Origin of the sequence: Erwinia sp. 198 (assembly GCF_003937915.1) — a bacterium.
Taxonomy (GTDB): domain Bacteria; phylum Pseudomonadota; class Gammaproteobacteria; order Enterobacterales; family Enterobacteriaceae; genus Erwinia; species Erwinia aeris.
The window spans coordinates 133,769-149,821 of the sequence record NZ_RHUM01000011.1; the positions used below are offsets into that span (position 1 = coordinate 133,769).

At 58.7% G+C, this 16,053-nt stretch carries 15 protein-coding genes; 10 read left to right on the forward strand and 5 right to left on the reverse strand.

Translation table 11 applies throughout. The features are described from left to right. The first annotated feature begins 59 nt into the window (after positions 1–59). The gene (locus EGK14_RS16060; protein WP_125290105.1) at positions 60–1,742 is read left to right on the forward strand and encodes a ribulokinase; all 1,683 of its coding nucleotides are present in this window, start codon (positions 60–62) and stop codon (positions 1,740–1,742) included. 9 nt (positions 1,743–1,751) lie between these two features. Next, on the forward strand, positions 1,752–3,257 hold the full coding sequence (araA, locus tag EGK14_RS16065) for an L-arabinose isomerase (RefSeq protein ID WP_125290106.1): 1,506 nt from the start codon (positions 1,752–1,754) through the stop codon (positions 3,255–3,257). Positions 3,258–3,386: 129 nt separating this feature from the next. Here araA and EGK14_RS16070 read toward each other — a convergent pair whose 3' ends face one another. The 5 genes from EGK14_RS16070 to ytfQ form a co-directional block, all read right to left on the reverse strand. Next, entirely contained in the window at positions 3,387–3,695 is a 309-nt protein-coding gene (locus EGK14_RS16070) for a hypothetical protein (protein ID WP_125290107.1), read from the reverse strand. A 369-nt stretch (positions 3,696–4,064) separates the two neighbouring features. Then, on the reverse strand, positions 4,065–5,048 hold the full coding sequence (yjfF, locus tag EGK14_RS16075) for a galactofuranose ABC transporter, permease protein YjfF (protein ID WP_125290108.1): 984 nt from the start codon (positions 5,046–5,048) through the stop codon (positions 4,065–4,067). Beyond that, positions 5,045–6,052 carry a galactofuranose ABC transporter, ATP-binding protein YtfT gene (ytfT, locus tag EGK14_RS16080; protein WP_125290109.1) on the reverse strand — a complete coding sequence of 336 codons (1,008 nt, stop codon included), beginning with the start codon at positions 6,050–6,052 and terminating at the stop codon, positions 5,045–5,047. Before ytfT ends, yjfF begins: the two co-directional genes overlap by 4 nt. Beyond that, entirely contained in the window at positions 6,045–7,565 is a 1,521-nt protein-coding gene (ytfR, locus tag EGK14_RS16085) for a galactofuranose ABC transporter, ATP-binding protein YtfR (RefSeq protein WP_125290110.1), read from the reverse strand. Before ytfR ends, ytfT begins: the two co-directional genes overlap by 8 nt. Positions 7,566–7,612: 47 nt before the next feature. Then, positions 7,613–8,569 carry a galactofuranose ABC transporter, galactofuranose-binding protein YtfQ gene (gene ytfQ, locus EGK14_RS16090; protein WP_125290111.1) on the reverse strand — a complete coding sequence of 319 codons (957 nt, stop codon included), beginning with the start codon at positions 8,567–8,569 and terminating at the stop codon, positions 7,613–7,615. A gap of 527 nt (positions 8,570–9,096) precedes the next feature. On the opposite strand from ytfQ, the gene ydgT reads away from it, so the two are divergent. From ydgT to nth, 8 genes are all read left to right on the forward strand, one after another. Next, positions 9,097–9,312, forward strand: a complete 216-nt coding sequence (ydgT, locus tag EGK14_RS16095) for a transcription modulator YdgT (RefSeq protein WP_125290112.1) — start codon at positions 9,097–9,099, stop codon at positions 9,310–9,312. A 353-nt stretch (positions 9,313–9,665) separates the two neighbouring features. Beyond that, the gene (gene rsxA / locus EGK14_RS16100) at positions 9,666–10,247 is read left to right on the forward strand and encodes an electron transport complex subunit RsxA (protein WP_067710437.1); all 582 of its coding nucleotides are present in this window, start codon (positions 9,666–9,668) and stop codon (positions 10,245–10,247) included. Then, a complete protein-coding gene (gene rsxB, locus EGK14_RS16105) occupies positions 10,247–10,822 on the forward strand; it encodes an electron transport complex subunit RsxB (RefSeq protein ID WP_125290113.1) in 576 nt (191 codons plus the stop codon). The genes rsxA and rsxB overlap by 1 nt, the downstream gene beginning before the upstream one ends. Then, on the forward strand, positions 10,815–13,001 hold the full coding sequence (rsxC, locus tag EGK14_RS16110) for an electron transport complex subunit RsxC (protein WP_125290114.1): 2,187 nt from the start codon (positions 10,815–10,817) through the stop codon (positions 12,999–13,001). The genes rsxB and rsxC overlap by 8 nt, the downstream gene beginning before the upstream one ends. Then, complete coding sequence (gene rsxD / locus EGK14_RS16115; RefSeq protein WP_125290115.1) at positions 13,002–14,063, forward strand: electron transport complex subunit RsxD; 1,062 nt, start codon at positions 13,002–13,004, stop codon at positions 14,061–14,063. It abuts the gene before it with no gap. Further along, positions 14,063–14,692 (forward strand): electron transport complex subunit RsxG, encoded by a 630-nt coding sequence (gene rsxG / locus EGK14_RS16120; RefSeq protein ID WP_125290116.1) that lies wholly within the window; start codon positions 14,063–14,065, stop codon positions 14,690–14,692. The genes rsxD and rsxG overlap by 1 nt, the downstream gene beginning before the upstream one ends. Beyond that, entirely contained in the window at positions 14,685–15,380 is a 696-nt protein-coding gene (locus EGK14_RS16125; RefSeq protein ID WP_125290117.1) for an electron transport complex subunit E, read from the forward strand. Before rsxG ends, EGK14_RS16125 begins: the two co-directional genes overlap by 8 nt. Beyond that, positions 15,377–16,012: an endonuclease III gene (nth, locus tag EGK14_RS16130; protein ID WP_125290118.1), complete on the forward strand. Its 636-nt coding sequence runs from the start codon at positions 15,377–15,379 to the stop codon at positions 16,010–16,012. The genes EGK14_RS16125 and nth overlap by 4 nt, the downstream gene beginning before the upstream one ends. Positions 16,013–16,053: the final 41 nt, after the last annotated feature.

Below are 16,053 nucleotides of genomic sequence, written 5' to 3' on the forward strand. Positions count from 1 at the left end.
CCTGGCGCGCGATTTCTTAGGGTAGTCATATCGTATTCATTGACCGCCCGGAGAGAAAAATGCAGTTGGACGCCATCACAATCGGTCTGGACTTTGGCAGTGATTCCGTACGCGCGTTGGCAGTAGAGTGCGCAAGCGGTAAAGAGCTGCAAACCGGAGTCGTCGCCTATCCGCGCTGGCAGGCGGGTCTGTATAGCCAGAGCCGCATTAATCAGTTTCGTCATCATCCGCAGGACTATATCGACGCCTTTGAGCAGGCTATACGTGACGTTGTCACTAAATTAACGCCCGCTCAGCGTCAGAACATCGTGGGGATCGGCGTTGATTCCACTGGCTCCACGCCAGCGCCCATCGATCGCGACGGCAACGTTCTGGCGCTGCGCCCGGAATTCGCCGAAAACCCCAACGCTATGTTTGTGCTGTGGAAAGATCATACGGCCATTAAAGAGGCGGAAGAAATTACCGCGCTGTGCCACAGCGGGCGTTTCGAGGACTATGCGCGCTTTATTGGCGGTACCTACTCCTCGGAGTGGTTCTGGGCAAAAATCCTGCACGTCAGCCGTGAGGATAAAGCGGTGCGCGAAGCGGCGGTCGCCTGGGTGGAGCTGTGCGACTGGGTGCCCGCCCTGCTCAGCGGCACTACGGCGCCAGAAGCGATCCGCCGTGGACGCTGCGCTGCCGGGCATAAATCGCTGTGGCATCCTGCCTGGGGCGGCCTGCCGGGCGCGGATTTCTTTAACGCGCTGGATCCGCTGCTGACGGAACGCCTGGACACGCCGATGTTCAGCGAAACCTGGACGGCCGAACAGCCCGTAGGACAGATTACGGCGGAATGGGCGACGCGGCTTGGCGTGCCGACTGGCGTGATGATTTCCGGCGGTGAGTTCGACTGCCATATGGGCGCCGTCGGCGCAGGCGCCACGCCTTACACGCTGGTAAAAGTGATCGGCACCTCAACCTGCGACATCCTGATCGCCGATGTTGACCGCGTCGGTGAGCGCGCCATTGACGGTATCTGCGGCCAGGTCAACGGCAGCGTGGTGCCGAATATGATCGGGCTGGAAGCGGGCCAGTCGGCGTTTGGCGATATGTACGCCTGGTTCAGCCGCCTGCTCAGCTGGCCGTTAATTCAGGCCGCCGAAAAGCATCCGCATCTTCAGGCGGAGCTGGCGCAGGTGCAGAAAAATCTGCTCAATGAATTAACTCAGGCCTGGGCTGCCGATCCGCAGCTGGATCATCTGCCGGTGGTGCTGGACTGGTTTAACGGCCGCCGCACACCTTTTGCCAACCAGCGCCTGAAAGGCGTCATTACCGATCTCAACCTGGGCACCGACGCGGCCACGCTGTTCGGCGGTTTTATCGCCGCCACCGCCTTTGGCGCACGCGCCATTATGGAATGTTTCGAGCGTCAGGATATTCCGGTGGAAAACATCCTGACCCTGGGCGGTATCGCCCGTAAATCCCCGGCTATTATGCAGGTCTGCTGCGACGTGATGAACCGACCGCTGGATATCGTTGCGTCGGACGAATGCTGTGCGCTGGGCGCGGCGATTTTTGCCGCCGTGGCCGCCGGCGTCTATCCCGACGTACCTGCCGCCCAGCAGAAAATGGCCAGCCCAATCGCTACCACGCTGCAGCCCGACGCCAGCCGCGTCGACCGCTATCAGCAGCTTTATCAGCGTTACCTTCAATGGTGCGACGTGGCCGAACCCCTGTTCGCCCCGCGCCAGCTCAACAGTTAAGGAGAAAGTATGGCTCAGCTCAATGCGCTCAGCGTCTGGTTTGTTATTGGCACACAGCACCTTTACGGCAGTGAGACGCTGCGTCAGGTGGAGCATCATGCCCAGCAGGTGGTGGACGGGCTTAACCGCAACGGCAATCTGCCGTTTCGTCTTCAGCTTAAGCCGCTGGTGAAAAGCCCCGATGAGGCGCTGGCGCTCTGCCGCGAGGCGAACTATGCCGATGAGTGTTTAGGCATCATCACCTGGCTGCATACCTTTTCGCCCGCCAAAATGTGGATTGGCGGCCTGTCGGTGCTTAACAAGCCGCTGTTGCAGTTCCATACCCAGTTCAACGCGGAGATCCCGTGGGACAGCATGGATATGGACTTTATGAACCTGAACCAGACCGCACACGGCGGCCGTGAGTTCGGCTTTATCGGCGCGCGGATGCGGCTACCGCACAGCGTGATCACCGGCCACTGGCAGGATAAAGCCGCCCAGGAGCGCATCGGCAAGTGGATGCGTGCCGCTGCCGCTAAACAGGCCAGCGCGCAGCTTAAGGTCGCGCGCTTTGGCGACAATATGCGTGAAGTAGCGGTAACGGAAGGCGATAAGGTAGCGGCGCAGATCCAGTTCGGCTACTCGGTTAACGGCTGGGGCGTGGGCGACCTGGTGGAGGTGATTAACGGCGTCAGCGATGGCGACGTCAACGCGCTGATCGACGAATACGAGAGCCTGTATGACTTTACGCCAGCGGCGGCAGCCAACGGCGAGAAGCGACAGAACGTGCTGGATGCGGCCCGCATCGAGCTGGGGATCAAAAGCTTTTTGCAGGCCGAAGGCTGCATGGCGTTCACCACCAACTTCCAGACCCTGCACGGCATGACTCAGCTGCCGGGTCTGGCGGTACAGCGACTGATGGGCCAGGGCTACGGTTTTGCCGGCGAAGGCGACTGGAAAACCGCCGCGCTGCTGCACATCTTTAAAGTGATGGCGACCGGTCTGCCGGGCGGCACCTCCTTTATGGAGGATTATACCTATCACTTCTCGCCGGGCAACGAGCTGGTACTGGGTTCGCATATGCTGGAAGTCTGCCCTTCCATCGCCAAAGAAAGCCGTCCGCTGATTGACGTGCAGTATCTGGGCATTGGCGGCAAGGCCGATCCGGCACGGATGATTTTCTCCACGCCGGCCGGACGCGCCGTGAACGCCAGCGTGATCGATATGGGCGACCGCTTCCGCCTGCTGGTTAACGTCGTCGACGCCGTGGAACAGCCAAAGCCGCTGCCAAAACTGCCGGTAGCCCGCGCCCTGTGGCGCGCGCAGCCTTCGCTGGCAACGGCCTCGGAAACCTGGATCCTCGGCGGCGGCGCGCACCATACGGTGTTCAGCCAGGCGCTGACGGTTGAGGATATGCGTCAGTACGGCGAGATGCACGGTATTGAGGTGTTGGTGATTGACGAAGAAACCACGCTGCACGGTTTTAAAGACGCGCTGCGCTGGAACGAGGCGTACTACCGGCTGAATCAGCGTTAAGCCTGCCGGTCTGACAAGTATATAAAGCCCCAACGGAGACGTCGGGGCTTTTCTTTTACCTGACGCTGGGATTCCCCGCTTTATCGGGCTGACTACTGGAGCAGTGGGTGGATCAGCGTCTCCGTTTTTTCAAAGTAGGCGAACACCTGCTCGCCTACTTTCTTTTTCTGATACAGCTCCCGGCAGCACGCCGTTATATTTATCCCGCGGTATGCTTCGCATGCGGATCTTTGGCGATATCGTACAGCTTTTCTTTATCCCGGATACCGCAGTACTGAATATTTTTATACTGCGGCGTGCGGACGGCAAAAGTAGTCGGCGCATTTTATCGATCAGGCCACGCTCGCCGGACATAAAGCCGTTATCGCCCATGGCGATGGCGATAGTGTTGGCCAGCAGGATATAAACGATATTGGGTTTTGCCGACGCGCCTGCCACAGGCAGAGGAGCCGCCGTAGCGGGTTGATACCCTACCGTGCAGCAGAGCGCCAGCGCGGTTTTCTTTATGACTGATCCTCCGCGATCGTAACAGGACAGCGGCGACCTGTGCGCTCGTTTGTTTGGTTGCGGGGCGCAGCTCCCGGTAAAATCGCCTGTTGCTTTTTTGCAGCTGCGCCACGCTTTTTCCCTGCTGCGCCAGCGGGAGTCTCTGCTGCACTATCGGCAGCACGTGCCGGTAATGCACCGGTCCCGCGCAGGGATAGTTTTGCGGCCGATCTCCTTTAGCGTAAAGAAAGCGGTGTTTGGGGCAGCCGCCGTGAAAAAGCGATCTGACGTCCCAGCGCAGGCAGGCCTGGTTCAGCCAGGTCAGCTCAAGCGTTTCACCGGCGCATTTTGCTGGCGATCCCAGACTGCCGTCAGCAGCCTTTGCAGCGCGATAAAAGTAAACAGCAGGATGCCGATGGCGATTTTGGTCCACCATGAGCTGAGCGAACCGTCAAAGTTAATCCAGGTCTGGATCAATCCCTGGATCAGCACGCCAAACAGCGTGCCGAGCACCGTGCCGACGCCGCCGGAAAGCAGCGTCCCGCCGATCACCACCGACGCGATGGCGTCCAGCTCTACGCCCATGCCGGCCAGCGCGTAACCGGCCGAGGTATAGACAGAAAACACGATGCCCGCCAGCGTCGCCAGCGCTGAAGAGAGCATATAGATACGCACGGTAGCGCTGCGCGTGCCGATCCCCATCAGGCGAGCAGAAGTTATATTGCCGCCGATAGCATAGACTTCGTTGCCAAAGCGCGTACGGTGCGCCAGCAGGATCCCCGCCGCGACCACCACCAGCATAACCAGCGCCAGCAGGCTGAGCCTCCCGCCGCCGGGAATTTTCCAGGCCAGCGAAGAGAGCGTGCCGTACAGCGGATGATCGATGGGGATCGAGCTTTCCGACACCAGGTAGCTGCTGCCGCGCAGAAAAAACATGCCTGCCAGCGTGATAATAAAAGCAGGCATTTTCAGCGCGTCGATTAGCCAGCCCATTAGCGCGCCGAACGCCGAGCCGAGCGCCATCACCAGCGCAAACGCCAGCCAGGGATCGAGATGAAAATCCCCAATGGCCCGCGCCAGGAAAACGCCGGTAAAAGCGATCACCGCGCCCGGCGACAGATCGATGCCGCCGGAGAGGATCACAAAAGTCATGCCGACGGCGATAATCCCCAGAAAGGCGTTATCGGTCAGGATATTAGCGATAACGCGAGTGGAAGCGAAGCCGGGATACTGCGCCAGGCAGAACAGGTAGCCCGCCACAAAAACCAGCAGCGTAATCATTAGCGGCAAATAGCGTTTAATCACGGCGACCTCTTTTTAAACAGTTGCAGAAACGCGGGCGACTGGAGCAGCAGCACCGCCATCACCACGACGGCTTTCACCACCTGGTTCAGCTCCGGCGGAAAGCCGGAAAGCAGAATGCCGGTATTCATGGCCTGAATAGTCAGCGCGCCCAGCAGCGACAGCAGCAGGTTAAAGCGTCCGCCCAGCAGCGAAGCACCGCCGATAACCACCGCGAGGATAGCGTCCAGCTCCAGCCACAGTCCGGCATTATTGGCATCCGCGCCGCGAATATCAGCCGCGACAATCAGCCCCGCCACGGCGGCACACAGCCCGCTGATGATATAGGTTGTCATTACCACCGCCCAGCCGTTGACCCCGGCGTTGCGCGCGGCGCGCAGGTTAATCCCTACCGCTTCGATAAACATGCCCAGTGCGGTTTTTCTTGCCAGCAGCCACACCAGCAGAGCCACCGCCAGGGTTATCCATACCGGCACCGGCAGCAGCAACAGCGTGCCGCTGCCCAGCTGCGCCAGCGAGTCGCTGTTAAAAGTGACGATTTGTCCCTGGGTAATCAGCTGGGCGACGCCACGCCCGGCCACCATTAAAATCAGCGTTGCCACAAAAGGCTGGATTTTTAACAGCGCCACCAGCACGCCGTTCCACAAGCCGCACAGCAGCCCGCTGCCCAGCGAGGCGAGCACGATTACCGGCAGGCTGTGTCCGGAAACGGTTAGCGTGGCCGCCGTGGCCCCGGCAATCGCCATCACCGCGCCTACCGACAGGTCGATGCCGCCGGTGGCAATCACCAGCGTCATCCCGATCGCAAGCAGCGCTACCGGCGCGGCCCGATTAAGAATATCAATCGGGCTGCCGAACAGCCGCCCGTCCTGAAGATGCACGGCAAAGAAATTATTTGCCACCAGGCTGTCCGCAAGCAGCACCAGGATCAGCGCGGCGAGCTGCGGCATCCCCGGCGGGAGTTTCCGTGCCGAAGCGTTTTTTTTCATCAGCCGTGTCTCAAGCATGGGTTCCTCCGGCGGCTATTGCCTTAACCACAGAGGTGACAGAGAGATCCTCCAGCGGGATCTCCGCAACCTGTCGGCGATCCCGCAGGATAATCACCCTGTCCGCATAGCCGACCAGTTCCTCCAGTTCAGAAGAGATCACCAGCAGCGCCAGGCCATCCGCGCAAAGCGTTTCGATTAGCCGGATAATCTCCGCGTGCGCGCCAACGTCAATGCCGCGCGTCGGCTCGTCCAGGATCAGAAACTGCGGTTTTGTCACCAGCCAGCGGGAGAGCAGTACCTTTTGCTGATTGCCGCCGGACAGCAGCTCCACCGGCTGTTCGGCATGCGGCGTGCGAATACCTAAGCTTTTGATATAGCGTTCGGCTATTTGCTGCTGCTCGCGTTTGGCGATCGGTCTGAGCCAGCCGCGCTGGGCCTGTAGCGCCAGAATAATATTTTCCCGCACGGAGGCCGCGCCGATAATGCCGTCGGTTTTACGATCCTCGGGACAGAAGCCGATCCCCGCGCGCGAGGCCTGCGCGGGGGTGCGGATAGCGCGAGGTTTTCCCCTGATGAAGGCGCTGCCGCTGTCGGCGCTTTTAATGCCGAACAGCAGCTCTGCGGTTTCCGTGCGTCCGGAGCCCAGCAGACCGGCAAGACCAACGGCCTCGCCGGGACGAACGCTAAGGCTGAAGGGCTCTATCGTCCCTTTCCTGCCGTAATCTTTGAATTCCACCACCGGCTGATGGCTTTTTAAGGTGCTGCCCGCGCGCTGAAGGGCGGTTTCCAGCAGTTCGCGCCCCAGCATCAGCTTAATCAGCTCGATTTGCGGCAGCGCGTGCGTTTCTCGCGTAGCGACAAACTGGCCGTTGCGCAGCACGGTGATGCGATCGCAAATTTTGTAAACCTGATCCAGAAAATGGGTAACAAAAATCAACCCCATACCGCGCGCGCGCAGCTGGTTCATCAGCGTAAACAGCATCGTCACTTCGCTGGCGTCCAGGCTGGCCGTTGGCTCATCAAGGATCAGCACCTGGGCGGAGAGATCGACCGCGCGGCAGATAGCAATAATCTGCTGCATCGCGACTGAATAGTGTCCAAGCGGGCGCGTCACGTCCAGCTCAAAGCCGTAATTGTGCAGCAGCATTCGCGCTTCTTTATTCATGCGGCGACGATCGATCATGCCCAGTCGTCGCGGTTCGCGCCCGATAAACAGGTTGTCCGCCACCGACATATTGGGCAACAGATTGACCTCCTGATAGACGGTACCGATCCCCGCCTGCTGGGCCTCCGCCGTGCTGCGCGGATCGATAGCCTGGCCTGCCAGCTTAACGGTGCCCGCATCGCGCCGGTAAACGCCGGTCAATACTTTAATCAGGGTAGATTTACCCGCGCCGTTCTCGCCCAGCAGCGCCATGATTTCGCCGCCCTGTAGATCGAAAGAAACGCCTGCCAGCGCTTTGACGCCGGGAAAACTTTTACTCAGTCCGCTGATGCTGAGCAGCGGCAGTGTTTGCGATGAGCTGGTCATGGCTGGCCTCGAAAGCAGCGCCGTCCGCCAGGCGGACGGCAAAGGTGTCAGTAACCCATTCCTTTTTTCTTATCCAGCTGGGCTTGGGCGTCGGCTGGCAAAAAGAGCCTCGATTCGGTTTTGATAATTTTGGGCGGCTGGGTGCCGTTCTTGCGGAATTTCTCCAGCGCGTCGAATGCCGGGCCTGCCATATCAGGCGTCAGCTCGACGTTAGCATTAGCCTCGCCTGCCAGCATCGCCTTGTAAATATCCGGCACGCCATCAATCGAGCCGGTCAGAATATCTTTGCCCGGCTTAAGGCCGGCTTCTTTAATGGCCTGAATGGCACCAATCGCCATATCGTCATTGTGGGCGTAAACCATGCAAATGTTCTTGCCGTTGTTTTCCGCTTTAATAAAGCTCTCCATAACTTCTTTACCTTTGCTGCGGGTAAAGTCGCCGGACTGCGAGCGCACAATTTTAATGCCGGGCGCGTTGGCAATGGCCTCGGCAAAGCCTTTTTTGCGATCTATCGCCACGCTGGCGCCGACGGTGCCCTGTAGCTCAACAACATTACAGGGTTTACCGGCCAGCTCTTTGACCAGCCAGTCGCCAATCAGCTTGCCTTCCAGCACGTTATCCGCCGTGACGACTGACATATAAAGCGATTTATCCTTCACCACGATAGCGCGATCCAGCAGGAACACGGGGATTTTGGCGTCTTTAGCTTCCTCAAGCACTGGTTCCCACCCCGTTTGTACCACGGGCGCGATAAAGATAGCGTCCACGCCCTGAGCAATAAACGAGCGCACCGCCTTGATTTGATTTTCCTGCTTTTGCTGTCCATCGGCAATTTTCAGCGTGATGCCGCGCTTTTGCGCTTCGCTTTTGGCCATGCTGGTTTCCGCCGCTCGCCAGCCCGATTCGGAGCCAACCTGAGAAAAGCCAACCGTTAGGTTTTCTGCCAGCGCGTTACCGCTCAGCGCCGCGCCAATCAGCGTGGTTAAAAGTAAACGTTTCCACATAGGGTCTGTTCCTCTGACGGGGGTCATTATCCGGGTGTTATTGCCGCTTAAGGGTGGCTCAGTCAGAAAAAAACATTTACGACAATGCTCACAAAATTCAGCAATTAAGGCGGGGCAAAACGGCGGGGATTTTCAGTAAAAAAAGGAATATGGATAAAATATGCGTCAACGCGGAAAAGGCATTGTTAAATAAGTGTAATAAAGATAAGCGCTTATCCATCTGCTTCGTGAAAACGATTACAAAGAGAAGCACCGTATCTGCCGCCTTACGTTAATAGCCTGTAGCAAGAGCAAAACGTTAATTTGTGAGCAGTACCACATCCTGTTGGATCCGGTTATTAACACTGATAACATTTATTAACAAGAGCCGGGTAAATGCTAATTAAAGTCGACAATCACGGCGGCAGGAATGCGGAAATGCCTTACTCTTTATTCTGAATTTACAGTGAATGTGCATTTTCTACTATAGACAGCGCCTTGCCTGGTCATATACTTAAAACTCCTCATTTCTTATCATAACGGCAACCATGACAGTTCAAGACTATCTGTTAAAATTTCGTAAAGTCAGCTCTCCGGATACCCTGGAGAAGCTGTTTGATCATCTCAACTATTCTCTGACCGATAATAAAGAGATTATGGATATGTATCGCGCTGCCGATCATCGTCGTGCTGAACTGGCTTCGGGTGGACGTTTGTTCGATCTCGGCTGCGTACCCAAATCCGTCTGGCATTATGTCGTTTAGGTTTTCCGTTTCGATCCTGTTACCTTCTTTAGTCTGCAGCTCTTCCCCCCGCGGGCGCGCTGTGCCACCTTCAGCGTTTTTATAACCTGAACCTGTATCAAGGCGGGCTGCCGTTGCCGCTCGCCTGAGCAACGCCCGAATTTTTTATCTCTGACAGGCTACGTTGGCGGTTGGCCTGCCACCTTCCGCTATACTGCACGCTTTGATCGCGTTTTCTGGCGCATTCGGCGTCGAAAAAACAGGCGATAATTTAATTCTCCGTGCGGTCATTGCCGCTCCACGGCGCGCTGATGTTGTTGTCCGGCCGCGAATGACCGATAATAAGCCGCTTTTATTTTTTCTCAGGCGTAAAAATGACCGACTACCTGCTTCTTTTTATTGGCACAGTGCTGGTGAACAACTTCGTCCTGGTGAAGTTTCTCGGCCTCTGTCCCTTTATGGGCGTTTCCAAAAAACTGGAAACGGCGATTGGCATGGGACTCGCCACGACTTTTGTGATCACCCTGGCCTCGATCTGCGCATGGCTGGTGAATCATCTGATCCTGCTGCCGCTGGATCTGGTTTATCTGCGCACCATGGCCTATATCCTGGTGATCGCGGTGGTGGTGCAGTTCACCGAAATGGTGGTGCGTAAAACCAGCCCGGATCTCTACAGGCTGCTGGGCATTTTTCTGCCGCTAATTACCACTAACTGCGCGGTGCTTGGCGTGCCGTTGCTGAGCGTTAACCTGAACCATACCTTTTTGCAGGCCGCGCTGTACGGTTTCAGCGCCTCCCTCGGCTTTTCGCTGGTGATGGTGCTGTTTGCCGGTATCCGCGAGCGGCTGGTACTGGCCGACGTGCCTGCGCCTTTTAAAGGCTCCTCTATCGCGCTGGTGACTGCGGGCCTGATGGCGCTGGCATTTATGGGCTTTAGCGGTCTGGTGAAATTCTGATGAGTGCAGTATGGATTGCGGTGGCGGTATTAAGCGTGCTGGGCCTGATTTTCGGCGGCCTGCTGGGCTATGCCTCACGCCGATTTAAAGTTGAAGAAGATCCTATCGTCGAGCAGATCGACGCAATTTTGCCGCAGAGCCAGTGCGGACAGTGCGGCTATCCCGGCTGTCGCCCCTATGCCGACGCAGTGGGCAACAACGGCGAGCAGATCAACAAGTGCGCGCCCGGCGGCGAACAGACCATGCTCAAGCTGGCCGCGCTGCTGAACGTCGAGCCACAGCCGCTGGGTGATGAAGCGGCGCGAGAACCCGAGCGCAAAGTCGCGTGGATTGACGAAGCAAACTGTATCGGCTGCACCAAATGCATTCAGGCCTGCCCTGTCGATGCCATCGTCGGCGCCACGCGCGCCATGCATACCGTGCTGAGCGATGTCTGTACAGGCTGCGATCTCTGCGTCGCGCCCTGCCCGACTGACTGCATCGAGATGCGTCCGGTCGCCACCACAACGGCGAACTGGAAGTGGGATCTGCAAACCATCCCGGTCAAAGTCATTTCTGTGGAAAGCCATGCGTAACCTGTTCAAGCTGTTTAAAAAAGAGAAGCTGTGGGATTTTCAGGGCGGCATCCATCCGCCGGAAATGAAAACCCAGTCCAGCCGCACGCCGCTGCGCCAGCTGCCGCTGCCTTCCCACTTTATTATTCCTCTTAAGCAGCATATCGGCCACGAAGGCGAAATGCTGGTAAAGCCGGGTGATAAAGTTCTGCGCGGTCAGCCGTTGACGTTTGGCCGCGGCAGGATGCTGCCGGTACACGCGCCGACTTCCGGCACCGTGGACGATATAGCGCCTCATATGACGGCGCACCCCTCCGCGCTGGCAGAAATGTGTATTTTTATCACGCCGGACGGCGAAGATCGCTGGATTGAAAAACATCCGCTGGCCGACTATCGCCAGCATGAGCGCGCGGCGATAGTTGAGCGTATTCATCAGGCCGGCGTGGCCGGGCTTGGCGGCGCGGGCTTTCCTACCGCTACCAAGCTGAGAGGCGGGCTGCGCGGCGTAAAAACGTTGATTATTAATGCGGCCGAGTGTGAACCTTACATCACTGCCGACGATCGTCTGATGCAGGACTGCGCGGACGAGGTCATCGAAGGCAGCCGTATTCTGGGCTGGGTCTTGCACGCCGAGCGCGTGCTGATCGGCATCGAGGACAACAAGCCGGAAGCGATCGCCGCGCTGAAAAAAGCGCTGGGCGGCGCGACGGATATGCAGATCCGGGTTATCCCGACCAAGTATCCTTCCGGCGGGGCTAAGCAGCTCACTAAAATCCTTACCGGGCTGGAAGTGCCGCACGGCGGCCGCTCCACCGATATCGGCGTGCTGATGCAGAACGTTGGCACCGCCTGGGCGGTCAAACGCGCCATTATCGACGGCGAACCGCTGACCGAGCGCGTGGTGACCCTGACCGGCGAAGCAGTTAAGCGCCCAGGCAACGTCTGGGGACGTATCGGCACGCCTATCAGCCATCTGTTACAGCAGGCCGACTTTACGCCAGGCCCCGGCCAGATGGTGGTAATGGGCGGCCCGCTGATGGGCTTTACGCTGCCGACGCTGGACGTGCCGGTAGTGAAAATCACCAACTGTATCCTGGCCCCTTCCGCCAGCGAGATGGGCGATAGCGAAGAGGAAAAATCCTGCATTCGCTGTAGCGCCTGTGCGGACGCCTGCCCGGCGGCCCTGCTGCCGCAGCAGCTTTACTGGTACAGCCGGGGCGGCGACCACGATAAGGCGCGCGAGCACAATATTGACGACTGCATTGAGTGCGGCGCCTGCGCCTATGTCTGCCCCAGCAATATTCCGCTGGTGCAATATTACCGCCAGGAAAAAGCGGAGATCCGCGCTATCGATCTGGAAGCGGAGCGCACCGCGCAGGCAAAAGCGCGCTTTGAAGCGCGCCAGGCTCGTCTGGAACGTGAAAAGCTGGCGCGTGAAAACCGTCATCAGCAGGCAAAACGCAGCGTCAGCCAGCGCGATCGTGGCGAGGTCGACGCGGCGCTGGAGCGGGTGAAAGCGAAACAGACGACAACCAGCGAAGACGCGCTGGCTGCGGAAAACGCGGCGGCTGTAGCGCAGCGTGAAGCGCGAAAAGCGCAGGCGCGCGCGCAGCAGGCCGAAACGCAGTCCGAAACGGAACCGGCAACGCGTCAGGCAGGCGATCCGCGTAAGGCAGCAGTTGAAGCGGCTATCGCGCGTGCCAAAGCGAAAAAAGCGACGACGGAAGGCGAAGCGGCCGCCGCAGCGCAACCCGTGCAGACAGACGCGCCGGTCGATCCGCGCAAGGCCGCCGTCGAGGCCGCAGTCGCTCGCGCCAAAGCGAAGAAAGCCGCCGCCGCAAAAGCGTCTGCTGCCGACGCGACGCAGACGACAGAAAGCCAGCCCGTGCAGGCTGTTGAAGCGCCATCCGTGCAGGCAAACGACCAGCCGGAAGACGCGCCGGTCGATCCACGCAAGGCCGCCGTCGAGGCCGCGATTGCCCGCGCCAAAGCGAAGAAAGCCGCCGCCGCAAAAGCAGCCGCGACGGACGATATCGAGCAGACAGTTGAAGAGCAGCAGGCGGCCGCAACGGCTGAACCGGTCGCGCAGGCGACGACTACACCTTCGTCAGAACATGACGATCCCCGCAAAGCGGCAGTGGCGGCGGCCATCGCTCGCGTTAAAGCGCGTAAGGCGCAGCATTCTACGCAAGAGGATTAAATGGCTTTTCGCATCGCTAGTTCGCCTTACACCCATAATCGCCGCAGCACCAGCACCATTATGCTGCTGGTGCTGGTGGCTACCCTGCCCGGCATCGCGGCTCAGTGCTGGTTTTTCGGCTGGGGCACCCTCATTCAAATCGCGATTGCCGCCGCGGCGGGCATCGGTGCCGAGGCCGCCATCCTTAAGCTGCGCAAGCAGCCGACAGGCAAAACGCTGGGCGATAATTCCGCACTGCTGACCGCGCTGCTGCTGGCGATCAGTATTCCGCCGCTGGCGCCGTGGTGGGTAATAATTATCGGCACCCTCTTCGCCGTGGTGATCTCTAAACAGCTGTATGGCGGCCTGGGACAGAATCCTTTCAACCCCGCCATGGTGGGCTACGTGGTGCTGCTGATCTCCTTTCCGGTGCAGATGACCAGCTGGCTGCCGCCGGACGCTTTGCAGTCGGTCACGCCCACCTTCCGGGACACGCTGCAGATGATTTTTCACGGGTCGACGCTTGATGGCCACACTATGCAGCAGCTGCAAATCGGCGTAGACGGCGTCAGCCAGGCGACGCCGCTGGATACCTTTAAAACCGGCCTGCGCGCCGGGCACAGCGCGGAGCAGCTGCATGCCCTACCCATTTACAGCGGCGTTATTGCCGGCCTGGGCTGGCAGTGGGTAAATATCGGCTATCTGGTCGGCGGTCTGTTTCTGCTGCTCACCAACAGCATTCGCTGGCATATCCCGGCCAGTATGCTGCTGTCGCTGGCGCTCTTCTCCACGCTCGGCTGGTTCTTTTCGCCTGAAAGCCTGGTGTCGCCTGCGATCCACCTTTTCTCAGGTGCAACCATGCTCGGCGCCTTTTTTATCGCCACCGACCCGGTCACGGCCTCGACCACCAATAAAGGCCGCCTGCTTTACGGCGTGCTGATTGGCCTGCTGGTGTGGCTTATCCGCAGCTTTGGCGGCTATCCTGACGGCGTGGCGTTTGCCGTGCTGCTGGCGAATATCACCGTGCCGCTGATCGACTATTACACGCAGCCGCGCGTTTACGGCCATCGTAAGGAAAAGTAATGCTGGATGCGATTCGTAAAAATGGCGTGACGCTGGCGCTGTTCGCCGCCGTCACTACCGGTCTGACCGCAGTGATCAACAGCGTGACCAAACCAACTATTGACCACCAGACCACGCTACAGCAAAAAAGCCTGCTGGATCAGGTGGTGCCGCCGGAGCTGTATAATAATCCGATTCAGCAGGAGTGTTACAGCGTCACTAATCCGGCGCTGGGCAGCGATGTACACCGCCTGTACCTGGCGCGCAAAGATGACCGGCCGGTGGCGGCAGCGGTTGAGACTACCGCGCCCGACGGTTATTCTGGTGCCATTCAGATGCTGGTCGGTGCGGACTTCAACGGAAAAGTACTGGGCGTGCGCGTGGTGGAACACCATGAAACGCCGGGCCTGGGTGATAAAATAGAGCTGCGCATCTCCAACTGGATTGAAAGCTTCAGCGGCGTCAGGCTGAGCGGTAAAGATGATAAGCATTTTGCGGTGAAAAAAGACGGCGGCGATTTCGATCAGTTTACCGGCGCCACCATCACGCCGCGCGCGGTAGTGAACGCGACAAAACGCGCTACGCTATTTGTTGAAACGTTGCCGGGGCAGCTTGCCTCGCTGCCAACCTGTGGAGACTCCAATGAGTGAAGCCAAAACCCTGCTGATCGGCGGGCTGTGGAAAAATAACTCGGCGCTGGTTCAGCTGCTGGGCCTGTGTCCGCTGCTGGCGGTTACCTCTACCGCCACCAATGCGCTGGGCCTCGGCCTGGCTACCACGCTGGTGCTGACCTGCACCAACAGCGCGATTTCCGCCTCGCGCCGCTGGGTGCCGTCCGATATCCGTATTCCGATTTACGTGATGATTATCGCTGCGGTGGTGAGCTGCGTGCAGATGCTGATCAACGCCTATGCCTACGGGCTTTATCAGTCATTAGGCATCTTTATCCCGCTGATCGTCACCAACTGTATCGTGGTGGGCCGCGCCGAAGCGGTCGCCTCGCGCAGCAGCGTGCCGCTGGCCGCGCTGGACGGCATGGCCATAGGCCTGGGCGCCACCAGCGTGATGTTCGTGCTGGGCTCACTGCGTGAAATTATCGGTAACGGCACCATTTTTAACGGCGCCGATCAGCTGCTTGGCCCGTGGGCAAAAGTGCTGCGCGTGCAGGTTGTGCATTTTGATTCACCCATGCTGCTGGCGATGCTGCCGCCGGGCGCGTTTATTGGCCTGGGGATGCTGCTGGCCGCGAAGTACCTGATTGATAATAAGATGAAGGCCCGCGCGGCGCGCAGGGCGGCAGAAGTCAGCCTGCCGAAAGGAGCACCGGGCACGCTGTGAACAAGGATAAACGTCAACAAATTTTAGTGCGGCTGCGCGATAACAATCCACATCCCACTACGGAACTGGTTTTCACTACGCCTTTTGAACTGCTGATCGCCGTGCTGCTCTCGGCGCAGGCCACCGATGTCAGCGTTAACAAGGCGACCGCAAAGCTCTATCCGGTTGCCAATACGCCCGCCGCCATGCTGGAGCTGGGCGTCGACGGCATAAAAGCCTATATCAAGACCATCGGCCTGTTTAACAGCAAGGCGGAGAACGTCATTAAAACCTGCCGTATATTGCTGGATCAGCACGGCGGCGAAGTACCGGAAAGCCGCGAGGCGCTGGAAGCGCTGCCGGGTGTGGGCCGTAAAACGGCGAACGTGGTGCTGAATACCGCTTTCGGCTGGCCGACCATCGCCGTGGATACCCATATTTTCCGCGTCTGCAACCGCACGAAATTCGCGCCGGGGAAGAACGTTGAGCAGGTAGAAGAAAAGCTGCTAAAAGTGGTGCCAAAAGAGTTTAGAGTAGACTGCCACCACTGGCTGATCCTGCACGGCCGCTACACCTGCATTGCCCGCAAACCGCGCTGCGGCTCCTGTTTGATTGAAGATCTTTGCGAGTACGGCGAGAAAACCGATATCTGATCCTTTTGGCGGATAAAGTACCCGGCAATTTACTGGGTTAA

Coding starts and splice junctions, on each gene's coding strand:
- rsxB (WP_125290113.1), top strand. CDS start 10,247: ATGAGTGCAGTATGGATTGCGGTGGCGGTATTAAGCGTGCTGGGCCTG.
- rsxA (WP_067710437.1), top strand. CDS start 9,666: ATGACCGACTACCTGCTTCTTTTTATTGGCACAGTGCTGGTGAACAAC.
- rsxC (WP_125290114.1), top strand. CDS start 10,815: ATGCGTAACCTGTTCAAGCTGTTTAAAAAAGAGAAGCTGTGGGATTTT.
- ytfQ (WP_125290111.1), bottom strand. CDS start 8,569: ATGTGGAAACGTTTACTTTTAACCACGCTGATTGGCGCGGCGCTGAGC.
- EGK14_RS16060 (WP_125290105.1), top strand. CDS start 60: ATGCAGTTGGACGCCATCACAATCGGTCTGGACTTTGGCAGTGATTCC.
- rsxD (WP_125290115.1), top strand. CDS start 13,002: ATGGCTTTTCGCATCGCTAGTTCGCCTTACACCCATAATCGCCGCAGC.
- rsxG (WP_125290116.1), top strand. CDS start 14,063: ATGCTGGATGCGATTCGTAAAAATGGCGTGACGCTGGCGCTGTTCGCC.
- ytfT (WP_125290109.1), bottom strand. CDS start 6,052: ATGCTTGAGACACGGCTGATGAAAAAAAACGCTTCGGCACGGAAACTC.
- ydgT (WP_125290112.1), top strand. CDS start 9,097: ATGACAGTTCAAGACTATCTGTTAAAATTTCGTAAAGTCAGCTCTCCG.
- EGK14_RS16125 (WP_125290117.1), top strand. CDS start 14,685: ATGAGTGAAGCCAAAACCCTGCTGATCGGCGGGCTGTGGAAAAATAAC.
- araA (WP_125290106.1), top strand. CDS start 1,752: ATGGCTCAGCTCAATGCGCTCAGCGTCTGGTTTGTTATTGGCACACAG.
- ytfR (WP_125290110.1), bottom strand. CDS start 7,565: ATGACCAGCTCATCGCAAACACTGCCGCTGCTCAGCATCAGCGGACTG.